The sequence below is a fragment of the Bradyrhizobium sp. CCGUVB4N genome, from assembly GCF_024199945.1.
GTDB lineage: Bacteria > Pseudomonadota > Alphaproteobacteria > Rhizobiales > Xanthobacteraceae > Bradyrhizobium.
This window is the reverse complement of record NZ_JANADP010000001.1, coordinates 3,502,970-3,517,841: the sequence shown is the minus strand read 5'-3', so window position 1 is coordinate 3,517,841 and position 14,872 is coordinate 3,502,970. Positions and strand designations below refer to the sequence as shown.

Annotated in this window: 15 protein-coding genes; 8 read left to right on the top strand and 7 right to left on the bottom strand. The window is 61.2% G+C overall.

Going from position 1 to position 14,872, the window contains the following annotated elements; all coding sequences use genetic code 11:
- Positions 1-84: 84 nt before the first annotated feature.
- Together NLM31_RS15875 and NLM31_RS15870 are read right to left on the bottom strand one after the other, a co-directional pair.
- Positions 85-924, bottom strand: coding sequence for an IclR family transcriptional regulator (locus NLM31_RS15875; protein ID WP_254130252.1), 840 nt, complete (start codon positions 922-924; stop codon positions 85-87).
- 61 nt (positions 925-985) lie between these two features.
- Entirely contained in the window at positions 986-3,115 is a 2,130-nt protein-coding gene (locus NLM31_RS15870) for an acetate--CoA ligase family protein (RefSeq protein ID WP_254192815.1), read from the bottom strand.
- A gap of 345 nt (positions 3,116-3,460) precedes the next feature.
- Here NLM31_RS15870 and NLM31_RS15865 point away from each other — a divergent pair, with 345 nt between their 5' ends.
- From NLM31_RS15865 to NLM31_RS15850, 4 genes are all read left to right on the top strand, one after another.
- The gene (locus tag NLM31_RS15865; RefSeq protein ID WP_254135345.1) at positions 3,461-4,156 is read left to right on the top strand and encodes a GntR family transcriptional regulator; all 696 of its coding nucleotides are present in this window, start codon (positions 3,461-3,463) and stop codon (positions 4,154-4,156) included.
- Positions 4,157-4,230: 74 nt separating this feature from the next.
- The gene (gene oxc, locus NLM31_RS15860; RefSeq protein WP_254192814.1) at positions 4,231-5,964 is read left to right on the top strand and encodes an oxalyl-CoA decarboxylase; all 1,734 of its coding nucleotides are present in this window, start codon (positions 4,231-4,233) and stop codon (positions 5,962-5,964) included.
- Between the two features lie 63 nt (positions 5,965-6,027).
- Entirely contained in the window at positions 6,028-7,305 is a 1,278-nt protein-coding gene (gene frc, locus NLM31_RS15855; RefSeq protein WP_254130249.1) for a formyl-CoA transferase, read from the top strand.
- A gap of 457 nt (positions 7,306-7,762) precedes the next feature.
- Positions 7,763-7,945: a hypothetical protein gene (locus tag NLM31_RS15850; RefSeq protein ID WP_254130248.1), complete on the top strand. Its 183-nt coding sequence runs from the start codon at positions 7,763-7,765 to the stop codon at positions 7,943-7,945.
- Between the two features lie 180 nt (positions 7,946-8,125).
- On the opposite strand, the gene NLM31_RS15845 is transcribed toward NLM31_RS15850, so the two are convergent.
- The gene (locus NLM31_RS15845; RefSeq protein WP_254192813.1) at positions 8,126-8,401 is read right to left on the bottom strand and encodes a hypothetical protein; all 276 of its coding nucleotides are present in this window, start codon (positions 8,399-8,401) and stop codon (positions 8,126-8,128) included.
- 337 nt (positions 8,402-8,738) lie between these two features.
- Between NLM31_RS15845 and NLM31_RS15840 the strand changes: the two genes are divergently transcribed.
- A complete protein-coding gene (locus NLM31_RS15840) occupies positions 8,739-9,218 on the top strand; it encodes a GNAT family N-acetyltransferase (RefSeq protein WP_254192812.1) in 480 nt (159 codons plus the stop codon).
- A gap of 159 nt (positions 9,219-9,377) precedes the next feature.
- On the opposite strand, the gene NLM31_RS15835 is transcribed toward NLM31_RS15840, so the two are convergent.
- On the bottom strand, positions 9,378-9,911 hold the full coding sequence (locus NLM31_RS15835; RefSeq protein WP_254192811.1) for an AAA family ATPase: 534 nt from the start codon (positions 9,909-9,911) through the stop codon (positions 9,378-9,380).
- A 727-nt stretch (positions 9,912-10,638) separates the two neighbouring features.
- Here NLM31_RS15835 and NLM31_RS15830 point away from each other — a divergent pair.
- Both NLM31_RS15830 and NLM31_RS15825 read left to right on the top strand, forming a co-directional pair.
- Positions 10,639-10,788 carry a hypothetical protein gene (locus NLM31_RS15830; protein WP_254192810.1) on the top strand — a complete coding sequence of 50 codons (150 nt, stop codon included), beginning with the start codon at positions 10,639-10,641 and terminating at the stop codon, positions 10,786-10,788.
- A gap of 393 nt (positions 10,789-11,181) precedes the next feature.
- A complete protein-coding gene (locus NLM31_RS15825) occupies positions 11,182-11,826 on the top strand; it encodes an ABC transporter substrate-binding protein (RefSeq protein ID WP_254192809.1) in 645 nt (214 codons plus the stop codon).
- A 6-nt stretch (positions 11,827-11,832) separates the two neighbouring features.
- Here the strand turns inward: NLM31_RS15825 and NLM31_RS15820 are convergent.
- A protein-coding gene (locus NLM31_RS15820) for an IS630 family transposase (RefSeq protein ID WP_254128247.1) occupies positions 11,833-12,775 on the bottom strand; the annotation gives its coding sequence in 2 pieces (ribosomal slippage) (positions 11,833-12,435 and positions 12,437-12,775; 942 coding nt in all).
- A 102-nt stretch (positions 12,776-12,877) separates the two neighbouring features.
- Between NLM31_RS15820 and NLM31_RS15815 the strand changes: the two genes are divergently transcribed.
- The gene (locus NLM31_RS15815) at positions 12,878-13,222 is read left to right on the top strand and encodes an ABC transporter substrate binding protein (protein ID WP_256562155.1); all 345 of its coding nucleotides are present in this window, start codon (positions 12,878-12,880) and stop codon (positions 13,220-13,222) included.
- Between the two features lie 185 nt (positions 13,223-13,407).
- Here the strand turns inward: NLM31_RS15815 and NLM31_RS15810 are convergent, their stop codons facing one another.
- Complete coding sequence (locus NLM31_RS15810) at positions 13,408-13,935, bottom strand: hypothetical protein (protein ID WP_254192808.1); 528 nt, start codon at positions 13,933-13,935, stop codon at positions 13,408-13,410.
- A gap of 143 nt (positions 13,936-14,078) precedes the next feature.
- Positions 14,079-14,849 (bottom strand): alpha/beta hydrolase, encoded by a 771-nt coding sequence (locus NLM31_RS15805; RefSeq protein WP_254130242.1) that lies wholly within the window; start codon positions 14,847-14,849, stop codon positions 14,079-14,081.
- Positions 14,850-14,872: the final 23 nt, after the last annotated feature.

Below are 14,872 nucleotides of genomic sequence, written 5' to 3'. Positions count from 1 at the left end.
GCGGCTGATGGATATACCGATGTTGGGGCTCTTGCCGCCAGAGGTGATTTCTTTCGACGAGGCACGCCGGACTGCAAATCCGACTCAGGCTGGCTTCACCACCGGCGTCACGCCCCCGAGCGCAGCCGTCAGTTCAGCGGCGACCTCACGCACCACGCGGCCGATCTCCGGCAGCCGGGCGTCGGTGACGCGACTGGTCAGGCCGGACACCGAGATCGCGGCGAGCGGTTCCGAGAGCGCGTTGTAGACCACAGCGGCGACGCAGCGCAGGCCCATCTCGGCTTCTTCGTCGTCCACCGCAAAGCCCTGCTTCCGGATCGTCGCGAGTTCCTTAAAGAGGTCGCTCGGCCTCACGATGGATTTCTCGGTTAGCCTGGGCATACCGTGATGGCGGATGACGGCGCCGACATCCTCGTCGGAATAGGTCGCGAGCACGGCCTTGCCGACGCCGGAGGTCACCATCGCGACGCGACCGCCGACCTTGGTCAGCGAGCGCATGATCTCGCGGCTTTCCATGCGGGTCAGCACGATGATGAATTCGTCGTCGACCACGGCGAGATTGGCGGTCTCGCGGGTCAGATCGCGCAATTTGCGCAAATAAGGAATGGCTTGTGCGGTAAAATTGCGCCGACGCGCAAAGCTCGCGCCCACCGTAAAGCTGCGCACGCCGACATGCCATTTCGATTCGGCACGGTCGAACTGTACGAAGCGGCGACTTTCGAGCGTCGCCAGCAGGCGATGCACGGTCGAGGCGGACAGGCCGGTGCGGACGGCGAGATCGCTAAGGCGATAGCCCTCGTCGTCCTCAGCCAGCGTCTCGAGGATCGACAGCGCGCGGTCGACGGATTGCACGCCGCCGTCACGATCGGCCTCTGCTGCCGATCGTGTTTCTAGTGATTTACGCCGGATCACGTTCTTGCTCATCGCGACCTGACTGATATCACCTCTCCCCGCGGACGGGGAGAGGTGAAGAGACTTCCACGTCTCAGAGCAGGCCCGCGCCGCGGGCCCACTTGTACTTGGCACCCAGCACCTCGACCGGCAGTTCGGTCGAGTAAGCATAGGCAGGGATGCCGTTCTGGTAGAGATATTCGGCAGCTTCCTCGACCTCGACGTCGCCGGCGAGCGAGGCAACGATCGGCTTCACGAAGCCCTTCGCTTCCATCTCCTTCTTCACCTCGACCATGTTGCGGGCGAACACCATCGGCGGCGTGACGATGGTGTGCCAGTAGCCGAGGATCAGCGAGTGGATGCGCTCGTCCGAGAGGCCGAGCTTCACCGTGTTGACGTAGGTGATCGGCGGCTCGCCGCCGGTGATATCCACAGGATTTCCGGCCGCGCCGAACGGCGGGATGAACTTGCGGAAGGCCGCGTCGAGATCCGGCGGCATCGACATCAGCGACAGGCCGTTGTCGACGCAGGAGTCCGACAGCAGCACGCCCGAACCACCCGCACCGGTGATGATCAGCACGTTCTCGCCCTTCGGGGTCGGCAGCACCGGAACGCCACGGGCGAATTCGAGCAGCTGCCGCAGGCTGCGCGCGCGGATCACGCCGGATTGCGCCAGCACGTCCTCATAGATCTTGTCGTTACCGGCGAGCGCGCCGGTGTGCGACGAGGCCGCCTTGGCGCCGGCCGAGGTGCGGCCGGCCTTGAGCACGACCACCGGCTTCTTCTTGGAGACGCGCTTGGCGGCTTCCGCAAAGGCGCGGCCGTCCTTGAGGTCTTCGCAATGCTGCGCGATCAGATTCGTGTTCGGATCCTGCTCGAAGAAGGCGAGCAGATCGTCCTCGTCGATGTCCGACTTGTTGCCGAGGCCGACGATCGCCGACACGCCCATTTTCGCCGAGCGCGAGAAGCCGATGATGGCCATGCCGATGCCGCCCGACTGCGACGACAGCGCCGCGTGGCCCTTGACGTCATAAGCCGTGCAGAAGGTCGCGCAGAGGTTCGCCGGCGTATAATAGAAGCCGTAGATGTTCGGCCCCATCAGGCGGATGTCGTATTTCTTACCGACCTCGACGATCTCGGCCTGCAGCTCCGGTGCACCGGCCTCCGCAAAGCCCGACGGGATCAGGACCGCACCGGGGATCTTCTTCTCACCGCATTCGGTGAGCGCTGCGGCCACGAACTTTGCGGGGATCGCGAACACCGCCGTGTCGATCACGCCCGGCACGTCCTTGACGCTCTTGTAGGCCTTGTAGCCGAGGATCTCGGAGGCCTTCGGGTGGATCGGATAGATCTCGCCCTTGTAGCCACCGTTGATGAGATTCTTCATCACGGAGTTGCCGATCTTGCCGTCCTCGGCAGAGGCGCCGACCACGGCGACCGCCTTCGGCTGCATGATGCGGCTCATCGCCGCGACGATCTCTTCGGTCGGACGCGGCTTCGGCTTGGGCTTGTAGGCGAAGTCGACGACGATGCGCACGTCGGCTGCAATCGCGTCCTTTGCGGTGGCGAACACAGGATTGAGGTCGAGCTCGACGATTTCAGGGAAGTCGGTGACGAGCTGCGAGACCTTGACGATGACGTCGGCGAGCGCCGTACGGTTCACCGGCTCGCCGCCGCGCACGCCCTTCAAGATTTCGTGTGCCTGAATGCCATCGAGCATCGACAGCGCATCTTCCTTGGTTGCGGGCGCGAGGCGGAAGGTGATGTCCTTGAGCACCTCGACCAGCACGCCGCCGAGGCCGAAGGCCACCAGCTTGCCGAACGAACCGTCGGTGATCGAGCCGACGATGACTTCGGTGCCGCCGGCCAGCATCTGCTGTACCTGGATGCCCTCGATCTTGGCATCGGCCTTGTACTTCTTGGCATTGCCGAGAATGGTCTCGTAGGCCTTCTCGGCATCCTGCGCCGTCTTGACCCCGACGATGACGCCGCCGGCCTCGGTCTTGTGGAGAATGTCCGGCGAGACGATCTTCATCACCACCGGGAAGCCCATGGAAGACGCCATCTTGCCGGCCTCGCCCGCCGACTTGGCCACGTCCTCCTTCGGCACCGGAATGCCGTAGGCGTCGCAGACCACCTTGCCTTCGGGGGCGGTCAGGCTGGTGCGGTTGTCGGCCTTGACCTGGTCAAGGACCTTGCGGACGACGTCTTTCGAATTGGACATGAGCTTCTCCCTTGACCTTCAGTTCTTGCTTTGCAAAGCGCGCGTGATGCGGCTGCCCGTGATACTTGCCATCGCCGCGCTCTGTTCCATTTGGCGGAACGGAGCGGCGAAATGCCTTGATTACTCCGCCAGCTTGGATCAAAAATGGCTAGCGATGGCATTTGGTATGCCAGAAGCCAACTTGTCAAGTCAGAGACCACCTTAGAACGCCGCAAAAAATAGGCAGCTTGACATTCTGGCATGTGGTATGCCAAAAACTTTCCGGTAAATATTCCTGTAAAAGACGACTCCCACTGGAGGAGAATCGTCGTGTCACTGCGGAAACCAACCAAGGCGTTGCCGAACATGGCCGAGGCAGACATCGCAATCGTTCGTATTGCCCCGGAGAGCAGCTTCAAGAACAAGGCGTATGACGCCTTGAAGGAAGCCATCCTCAAGATGGACATCTATTCGACGCCCGAGCCGGTGATGCTGGACGAGCGCGCGTTGTCCGAACGCCTGGGCGTCAGCCGCACGCCGATCCGCGAAGCAATCGCAATGCTCGAGCAGGACGGTTTCGTGAAGACCGTGCCGCGCCGCGGCATCATGGTCGTGCGCCGGACCAAGAGCGAGATCGTCGACATGATCCGCGCCTGGGCGGCGCTGGAGAGCATGGCGGCGCGCCTCATCACCACCACCGCGCGCAAGAAGGACATCTCGGCGCTGCGCGACTTCTTCAAGGACTTCGGCAAGGACCGCCTGCCCGAGGATCACGTCGAGGAATATTCGCGCGCCAACATCGCCTTCCACCAGTCGCTGATCTCGCTGTCGGAATCACCGGTGCTGGTCGATCTCACCAACGACCTGCTGCTGCACGTGCGCGGTTATCGCCAGCTGACGATCGGCCGCAAGGACCGCACCGCGACCTCGCTGCCCGAGCATCTCGCCATGATCGAAGCGCTGGAGGCCCGCGACACCGAGCTCGCCGAGAAGCGCGCCCGCGACCACACCCTTGGCCTTGCCGCTTACGTCGAAGCGCATGGCCAGGAACTGTTCACGTAACTCTTCACCTAGCAACATTCACCAGAAGGGCGAAAAATTCGCCCCGTTATCTTGAGACCAGGGAGACAAGGCCCATGCTGAACACCGCGACCAAGTCCGAAGCACCGGGCACCGAGCAGGAACTGACGGATGGTTTCCATCTCGTCATCGACGCGCTCAAGCTGAACGGCATCAACACCATCTATAATGTGCCGGGCATCCCGATCACGGATCTGGGCCGCATGGCGCAGGCCGAAGGCATTCGCGTGATCTCCTTCCGCCACGAGCAGAACGCCGGTTACGCCGCAGGCATCGCCGGCTATCTCACCAAGAAGCCCGGCGTCTGCCTCACGGTGTCGGCGCCCGGTTTCCTCAATGGTCTCACTGCGCTCGCACACGCCACCACCAACTGCTATCCGATGATCCTGGTCTCGGGCTCCTCCGAGCGCGAGATCGTCGACCTCCAGCAGGGCGACTACGAGGAAATGGACCAGCTCGCGATCGCCAAGCCGCTGTGCAAGGCGGCCTATCGCGTGCTGCACGCCCAGGACATCGGCATCGCTTTCGCCCGCGCCATCCGCGCCGCGGTCTCGGGCCGTCCGGGCGGCGTCTATCTCGACCTGCCGGCAAAACTGTTCGGCCAGGTGATGAACGCCGAGGCCGGCCAGAAGTCGCTGGTCAAGGTGATCGACGCGGCTCCGGCGCAGATCCCCTCGCCCGCTTCGGTCAAGCGCGCGCTCGACGTGCTCAAGGCCGCAAAGCGTCCGCTCATCATCCTCGGCAAGGGCGCGGCCTACGCGCAGGCCGATGAAGAGATCAAGACCTTCGTCGAGAAGAGCGGCGTGCCGTTCCTCCCGATGAGCATGGCCAAGGGCCTGCTGCCCGACACCCATCCGCAGTGCGCAGGTGCGGCGCGTTCGACGGTGCTGAAGGACTCCGACGTCGTCATGCTGATCGGCGCGCGGCTGAACTGGCTGCTCTCGCACGGCAAGGGCAAGAGCTGGGGCGAAGCCCCGAAGAAGTTCATCCAGGTCGACATCGAGCCGAAGGAAATGGACTCCAACGTCGAGATCGTCGCGCCCGTCGTCGGCGACATCGGCTCGGTGGTCTCAGCCTTCAACCAGGCCATCGCTACGGGCTGGACCGCACCGCCGGTGGAATGGACCAAGGCCATCGTGACCAAGCGCGATGAGAACGTCGCCAAGATGGCGCCGAAGCTCATGAACAACAAGTCGCCGATGGATTATCACGGCGCGCTCGGCGTGCTGAAGAACGTGATCAAGGATCATCCCGAGGCGATCCTCGTCAACGAAGGCGCCAACACGCTCGACCTCGCCCGCGGCGTCATCGACATGTACCGCCCGCGCAAGCGTCTCGACGTCGGCACCTGGGGCGTGATGGGCATCGGCATGGGGCAGGCGATCGCGGCTGCGCTCGAAACCGGCCACCCCGTGCTGGCGGTTGAAGGCGACTCGGCCTTCGGCTTCTCCGGCATGGAGGTCGAGACCATCTGCCGCTACAATTTGCCGATCTGCGTCGTCATCTTCAACAATGACGGCATCTATCGCGGCACCGACGTCAACAGCGTCAACGCCGATCCGGCGACGACCGTGTTCGTCAAGGGCGCGCGCTACGACAAGATGATGGAAGCCTTCGGCGGCGTCGGCGTGAATGCGACCTCGCCCGACGAGCTCAAGCGCGCCGTCAACGAGGCGATGGCGTCCGGCAAGCCGACGCTGATCAACGCGGTGATCGATCCGGCCGCGGGCTCGGAGAGCGGCCGCATCGGCAACCTCAATCCGCAGAGCGTTCTGCAGAAGAAGAAGTAAGTCCACCCCCTCAACCTTTATTCCCTGCGGTTCGCGGGGGCAGACAGAGTACGGAGCAACACAATGACCAAAGCGCTCGAGGGCGTTCGCATTCTCGACTTCACCCACGTCCAGTCCGGACCGACCTGCACGCAGCTGCTCGCATGGTTCGGCGCCGACGTGATCAAGGTGGAACGCCCGGGCGTGGGTGACATCACCCGCGGCCAGCTGCAGGACATCCCGAACGTGGACAGCCTGTATTTCACCATGCTCAACCACAACAAGCGTTCGATCACGCTCGACACCAAGAACCCCAAGGGCAAGGAAGTCCTCACCGAGCTGATCAAGAAATGCGACGTGCTGGTCGAGAACTTCGGCCCCGGCGTGCTCGACCGCATGGGTTTCCCCTGGGAGAAGATCCAGGCGATCAACCCGAAGATGATCGTCGCCTCGATCAAGGGCTTTGGCCCCGGACCGTACGAAGACTGCAAGGTCTATGAGAACGTCGCGCAGTGCACCGGCGGCGCCGCCTCGACCACCGGCTTCCGCGATGGCCTGCCGCTCGTGACCGGCGCGCAGATCGGCGACAGCGGCACCGGCCTGCATCTGGCGCTCGGCATCGTCACCGCGCTTTATCAGCGCACCCATTCGGGTAAGGGTCAGCGCGTCACGGCAGCGATGCAGGACGGCGTGCTCAACCTCGCCCGCGTCAAGCTGCGCGACCAGCAGCGTCTCGCCCACGGTCCGCTCAAGGAATACAGCCAGTTCGGCGAAGGCATTCCGTTCGGCGATGCCGTGCCGCGCGCCGGCAACGATTCCGGCGGTGGCCAGCCCGGCCGCATCCTGAAGTGCAAGGGCTGGGAGACCGATCCCAACGCCTACATCTACTTCATCACCCAGGCCCCGGTCTGGGAGAAGATCTGCGACGTGATCGGCGAGCCGACCTGGAAGACCGATCCGAACTACGCCAAGCCCCCGGCCCGCCTGCCGCGCCTGAACGAGATCTTCGCCCGCATCGAGCAGTGGACGATGACCAAGACCAAGTTCGAGGCGATGGAGATCCTCAACAAGGACGACATCCCCTGCGGCCCGATCCTGTCGATGAAGGAGATCGCCGAGGACCAGTCGCTGCGCGCGACCGGCACCGTGGTCGAGGTCGATCACCCGACCCGCGGCAAGTACATCTCGGTCGGCAACCCGATCAAGCTGTCGGATTCACCGAGCGACGTCACCCGCTCCCCGCTGCTCGGCGAGCACACCGACGAGATCCTGCGCGCCGTGCTCGGCTTCAGCGACCACCAGGTCGCCGACATCCACAAGTCCGGCGCGCTCGACCCGCCGCAGAAGCAGGCCGCTGAATAAGCGACGCCACAACGCGCGAGACCAAAGGGCCGCCCATCGAGGCGGCCCTTTTTGTTTGCAATCCCAAGCCCAAACCAAAACTGGAAAACAACCCCATGCACAGTAGCCAATCCCTTGGCTGCAGAAGCATATTTCGCATTTTACGAATTTTTGTTGACGCGTCGGGCAAAACAGGGGTAATCTGTCACAATCCAAAAAGCGAACGCCGGCCCATAAGGGCATCTCGACGCAGAGGCTCGTCTCTGCCCTGCCTCGACCATTAGCCGGTTCGCGACCAGCCCGGCCTTTATTTGGCATCGGACAGTCTTTCGAGGAACCGAGCCGGTCGGCGTCAGTTGTTTACCCAGACCCGACTTCTCCACGCCAAGGACAACGCCTGTTTCACCAGCCCGCGAACGCGGACGGGACGTCGGCGAATTCGCGGGCCACACAGTTTCAAGCACATCGAGATCGACACATGTTGAGAGATCATTCCTCTGATCGCGCCAGGCGCGAAGCCGACAAGGCGTTCAAGCCCGTCAAACCGCAGAAGCCGATGAACGACTATGCGAGGGCCCAGCACTCCCTCCACGAGAACCGCGAGCGGCTCAAAGCGGAACGATTGGCCCGCGAAGCTCGGTCAAAGGCCGGCGAAGACTAGGGCGTGTGCTCACAAGGGCGGCGTCGGATTCTGATAACGCCAAGCGCGGTTAAGGGCCGCGTAAGAAAGGCCGATGTCGCCTTGTGGCCCTTAGCCGAACCTTGCTGATCCTGTTGTGATGTCGGCTACCGGCGGTGGACCGGACGCCGGACGACGCTTTGCCTCAACCGCGGCTTTGACTCAAAGCGGAAGTTCTCGTTTCGATAAGCCAAACGCAATCTTTACCATGGGCTGGTCGGCAAGCCGGAGGATCAGCTTGCTGCGGATTGCGAGGATGCATAAGTGATCAGCATGAGCAAAGGTATCCCAACCGCCACAACTTACCTCGGGTTCGCCTTGCTGTGGCATACCGTTTTCTTCGTCGCTTGGATCGCTTGTACCTTCTTTTTCGGGGCTGGTTATCTCGGGACCGCCATGGTTGTGATCCTGCTCCCCGCGTACGTGTTCTTCCAACATGCCAGATCGATTGGCCGTCGCGCAAAGCAGGGCATTCGGCGTCCAACGCCTGAGCTCCGCCGATGGCTATCGATCACATCAGAGAGCCTGGACACTTCAAAGGGCGATCTCCGATAATAGACGGTCATTTCTGGCCCGTAGTTGACCTTTCCAGGGAAGTCTATGGCCGTCCGCTTCTGACCCTTAGCCGAACCTTGCTGATCCTGTTGTGATGTCGGCTACCGGCGTAGACCGGACACCGGACGACGCTTGCCTCAACCGCCGCTTCTGACCCATTGCCGACTTTCGAGGGCGCCCCCAAATCTGAACAGGATTGCGGCTGGAAAACGGGGGGGCAATGGATGTCTATACGGTTCGAGAGGCTAAGCCTGAAGAACAACGTGAGCTAACGCGCCTCTGTGTGCGTGCGACGTTGCACGCGGGGCACGACGAAGCGTTTATCGACAGAACCATGCCCGCGCTTACGGTAACGGTCCCATTAATTGGCGCCAATTGTGTTCAGGTGGCCGAAGACAGCGCAAGCAAGATTGTTGGTGTCGTTGCCGTGACGCCGACGGCGCTCCAGGGAATTGCGCAGCTTTACGGTCTTTATGTTGATCCAGTGCATTGGAAGCGAGGCATCGGTCGAGTTCTTTTCGGGGCGGCCGTAGCTCGCGCAAAAAGGATCAAGGCCGGAGCCCTCATGATCACTGCCGAACCTTCGGCGGAAGAGTTTTATAAGCGGATGGGCGCGATCAGGATCGGCGAAGGACCGTTCTATTTCTCGCCCGAAACCATACTGCCTTCCCTACTGTACGTCATTCCTGGCGAGACATGATGCAGTACCGGGCAGGCGCTCGTCGGCTTAGGCCCGCAGTTGGAGTCGGCTCTTGGCCCGAGAGCGAACTGACGGCGCGAGTCGCTTTGGTCGGCTCGTGGTGACAAAGCGGATGGGATTTACTTTGCCAGAGTCCTTTTTCAGTTTTCCCCTCGCGGGCTATCCGCCAGATGGCTCGATCCCAAGGCGCTCGCAAACGTATTTAACGCTGTCCTCGATCGAAATCTTTGACGTGTCCAGCAACTCAAATCCGCCCGCCTCAGCCTCGGCTCGAAGAAATTTTGCCCAATTCATCATGTCGGGGTTGGCCAAATCGGGTTGGTTGCGTTCATTGCACAGCCGTTGCGTTCGGGTTGCATCGTCACAATGCACCAACACGACGCGAGCCTCGGCAATTCCTGCAGTTGCCAGCCCCTCGGCTATGAACGACAGGCGCATCTGGCCTTCAAATAGAATCGGGAGAGAACCGCGTTCTTGCGCGATCCGGTTCAACCACTCGATAGTCATCGCCCGCTGCCATCCGCCTCCCGGCCCCGAACCTACCCCCCACTTCGCTATGCGTTCTTCCGGCGACGGCACCCCGATGCTATCAAACCTGAATACGCGAGCACGGCCCGCATCCTGTTGCTCTATTCTCTCTGCGATAGTGGTTTTTCCCGAACCCGAAGCACCTGTAAGAATGACCAGCCCCATCCTCGCCGACTCACACGCGGTCCTGACATTGGGCGCAAACCCTGACTGGTCTATCGCCGCAATTTCCAATTGTGGGTGTCCCTAGCAGACAAGCGCTCGCCGCTTTCTCAAGCGGAATAGACGAGAGTGTAGACATAAGACTTCGCACCCTTTCGACTCACCCAGTCCCCTTCCGGTGGAAAATCCCCTTGCTCATGAGGCAGCACATTCCACGGTCGGCCCATGCATGCCTGCGTCGCGCAATCGAAGGAGATCCATCCCCAGTCCGGCTTTCGGACTATCCAATGGTCGCCGTCCTCTCGCTTGTAACCTACGCTCCCATCAGACCTTTGTTGCCGATTGAAGCGGTAGACCAAATCGTCGTTCTGCCGCCGAAGTTCGAATGTGTCGTGCGAAGGTGCCTCGGTCATTTGCTGACGCTAACACGGCGCACGGCTAAGAGGTAGCCTGCCAGATCTCTCGATGATCGCCTGGAAGCCGAGCGACAGCGTGGTGCGCGATGGTAAGCTTATGGGCAGAAAAGCGGGACCGGCTTTGCCCAGCTAGAGTTCTTCTCAGTTTGACCCATTGAAGAAGTTGAACGCGCTTTCTTGAAAATTGAGCGTATGGTGACGAGGGTGGCCGAAACGCTATGTCTCGCGAGGCGTAATGATGTGATACCCATCAGTGAAAAAGCGCCGCGAGGACGATTGTCCGTGTTATCCTTTGGCCGGAACAGGAGGATTGAATGCCGCTCAAGCCGCTAGAACTGAGAGAGATGACTTCGGAAGAAAGAGAAAAGCGTGATCTCGCGATCAAGCAGGCAAGAGAATCTGAGAAGGTAGCCGCTGCTGAAAAGTCGATGAAGCTCCGGACGTTGGCGCATAAAAAGAAGTAACGGCGACGATGCCGTGCGCCACGATCTAATCACAAAGCTGACGAACGAAGGAACAGAGCCCCGGAAATGCGCCGGGGCTTCTGTTTGCCGTATGCCCGCTCCTGGCCCATCGCGACATAGTGCGTCGCGCACGAACTTGGTCGCTAGAGAGGCAAAGCAGACGCAACCGTCGTCGCGTCATCGGCCGGTTCATGGGTACACGGCCTAGGACGTGTGCTCATAGACGCCCGTGTCCGCTCTGAGGCGCGAACCGGAAAGCATTTGCTCAAACTGAAGCTTACGGCTTGTGACCCCACTGCGACATTATCTGTGCAGTGCGGCAATGGCTTTCATGGCTATCAATGCGCCCGACTAAACCGCTACGATGCTGTCACCTGAGCCTGGGAGCGGGACATGAGGCGGCGCACGTTCATCGCAGCTCTCGGTGGCGCGGTGGCGCGGCCACTGGTGGCGCGCACGCAGCAACCTGCGATGCGTGTAATTGGCCGGATCAATATGGGCGCAGCGAGTCAGCCCGACAGAGGCCGTGCCGCTTTTCTTCGCGGCTTGAACGAAATGGGGTTCTACGTCGGCCAAAACGTTTCGTTTGAATACCGCACTGCAGACGGACAACCGGACCGTCTGCCGGCGCTGATAGCCGATCTGGTGCAGCGAAAGGTCGATCTCATCTTCGGAACCGCGGCCGTAGCGCTCGCCGCGAAACAGGCCACGAGTACCATTCCCATTGTGTTTGTTACTACCGCTGACCCGGTCAGCATCGGACTTGTTGCGAGTTTCAACCATCCCGGAGGAAACGTCACCGGCGTCCTTTTACGCGCAGGTGCCGAAGCAACCGCTAAACTTATTGAACTCGTGCATGAGCTGTTGCCGGCGACCACGACGGTCGGCATGCTAAACAATCCAAATTTTCTTGATACCGTCGCAGATACGACAGAGGTTCAATCGGCCATAAATTTTTTCGGGCTCAAAGTTGTTATTGTAGAAGCCACCAAAGAAGCCGACCTCGAGCCGGCAATGACTAGAGCATTTTCCGCTTGATGTGGATCAGGCCCCGTATCCTGCATGTCGAAAGTAGTTGTCGCACTGGTCGGGCGCAAATGTCTTCATGAGCTTGCCGATCAGTTTCATGAGCGCCTTGACGGTGCGTGCCGCGCCCTTGCGCAGCGCGGTCTTCAGCTTCGAGAATGCCATTTCGATCGGGTTGAGATCGGGCGAGTAGGCCGGCAAATAGCGCACCTTGGCGCCGACCGCTTCGATCGCCTGGCGAACGCCGTCGATCTTGTGGGTACGCAGATTGTCCATGAAGACGATGTCTCTTTTGCGCAGCGTCGGCGCGAGGATCTGCTCGACATAAGCGAGGAATGACGGCCCGTCCATCGCCCCGTCGAAGACATACGGCGCCGTCAAGCCATCGATGCGCAGCGCGGCAACGAGTGTCAGCGTCTTCCAGTGGCCGTGCGGCACGCTCGCAACGAGACGCTCGCCACGCGGTGAGCGGCCGTAATGCCGTACCATCTTCGTCGTGACCGCCGTCTCGTCGATGAACACGAGGCGCGGCGCTTCAAGCTTGGATTGCTCGGCCTTCAGCTCGGCGCGCGCGGCAGCGACATCGGAGCGATCCTGTTCAGCGGCGTGCAGAGTTTTTTTTGAACGTGATGTCGTGGCGTTCGTAGAAGCGCCAGACCGATGTCGTCCCGACTTTCAGCCGCTTCTCGGACTTGAGCCGCGCGCGAATCTCTTCGAGTGTCAAGTCCGGCTCCGCGGCGATGAGATTGAGCAGCCACTGGCGATGCGCCTCGAGCGGAGAGCGGCTCTGGCCCGTGCCGGGCAATGCCGCCACACTGCCCGTCCTCGTCCAGCGCTCGATCCAGCGGATCGCGGTCGAGGCGCTGAGACCGAGCACGCGCGCGGCTTCCCGTCTGCTCTCGCCGTCTTCGACAAGTGCCACCGCACGCACTCTCAGGTCTTTCGAATATCCCTTCGCCATCGCTCGCCCCGTCGTTAAAGCCAGAGCAATCGAATCTGATTTGCGCGACCGAGGGAATCCCCTGTACCCTTCCGATTCACATAAAGTGGAAACCGCTCTAAGCTGGTCCAAGCACACGTCGGGGCGCTCCTAATCGGTGACAATCTTTTCTTCTCCAGCCTTCGCGACCGAATTGCGCGATTAGCGATGCGAAACAAGCTTCCCATTTTAGCCCGTCCGTCGTTTGGTGAAGATGGCGCTCTTGCGAGCTATGGCGCGAGCGAATTCGACGGCATACGACAAGGAGGGATTTATATGGGCCGCATTCTGAAGGGCGAAAAGCCCGCAGACCTGCCGGTGCTGCTACCAACAAAGTTCCAGTTAGTGGTCAATCTCAAGACGGCGAAGGAGCTTGGAGTCTCGGTGCCGCCATCGCTGCTTGCACGCGCCGACGAGGTAATCGAATAACAATTCTGATTGCTGCGGTGCATGAGTCCGTTGTTGGCCCTAGGCGCTGATCCGGGAATGTCCGCTCTCGCGCCGCAGTTGGAGGCTAAGCAGACGTGCCCGAAATGTCTCGTTGCCTTATGAGTACACGCCCCAGGATAGGCGCACTCCCTATCGGCTTCGTCCCGAACGGTACGGGCCGGCATCTAGCCCTTCGTGGCGGGTAGAGGCGGTATTGGCAGAATGATTTCGGACGCGATCTTCCAGTCCTCCCCGACGCGAAGCCAGTTGATGATCATGAGAAATGGCCTGGGTGTTCCATCCTGTCCCGCATAAGACACCGTGATGTTCATCGGCACGTAGGATTCGGCGACATCGCGCGTCAGGCCGACAACCCTGAGCTTCGCATAGTCTGGTTCGAGCACGACCGGGCCGGAACTGCCGATATCACGGAGCTTCCGATCAACCGCGTCGTTGCCCCAAAAGCCGGCCCAGTTCCCCTCGGATTGGATCGCGCTCTTCGCCACCAACAGGGTCGAGGGTGACTGCCAGAACATATCATGCAGAGCGTCGAAATCGTGCCTGTTGGCCAATTCCATGAGCGTGCCGAATTTCGTTTTGATCGTGCTCAGCACAGCCGAATCCAGCGGCTCCTCTCCGATCTCGGGCGACGCGGCCATCGCGCCGGAGGAAAGGGCCGAGGCCATGAGAATGGCAAGAAGCAATTTGATCACGTTCGAAATTCCTCTCGGCTTCTGAGCCTACGTTTGGCGGCGCATGTCAGCTCTCGCTGCGTCGTGCGAACGGCGCGGGACATCACGAGATGCATGCCGTCGCAGTGAGCGCTCCCGGCACGCGGGCGCCGGGAGCAGCGTTGTCACTTTGCGAGCGAGGCCTTTTCGATCACCGCGGCGACTTCTTTCGCATGAACGACGAGCGACGCATGGCTGCCGGCGACTTCCGTCGTCTGGGCCTTCATACCGGCGGCAAAAAGCTTCTGGACCTCCGGCGCGATCACCTTGTCCTTCGTGCTGATCACATAGAACGTCGGCTTGTCGCGCCACGCGGCAACATCGACCGGTGCTTCGAACGCGGTGTGGTTCAACGGAAGCTGATGGTTCGCCAAGGCTTCCGCGATCTGCGGAGGAAGGTCAGCCGCGACCGCGGATGGGAACACCTTGGGATCGATGTAGAGGTTGCCCTTGTCGTCGGGATGGATCGCCGCGCCGCCTTCGGTCGCCGGACCGCTCTTGGCGAGGGTCGCCAGAGATTGTCCCACGTCGGGCGCGAAAGCGGAGACGTAGACAAGTGCCGACACCTTCGGATCGTTGCCGGCCTGCGTGATCACCACGCCACCCCAGGAGTGGCCGACGAGGACGGTCTTGCCGTTCTGCTTCGCCAGCGCCTGCTTGGTGGCATCCACATCGGCGGCAAGCGAGGTGAGCGGATTTTCGACCAGCGTGACGTTGTAGCCCTTCTTCGTGAGGATCTCGGCGACGGGCTGCCAGCTCGTCTGGTCCACGAAAGCGCCGTGCACGAGCACGATGTTGGGGACCGCCCCCTTGGGCAGTTCGGCGGAAGAGGCGGAGCCGACCAATGTCGTTCCGGCCAGAAGTACGGTGGCAGCAGAGAGGAGGATATTTCGCATCAATTCTTCCTGTTGGCAGGTCG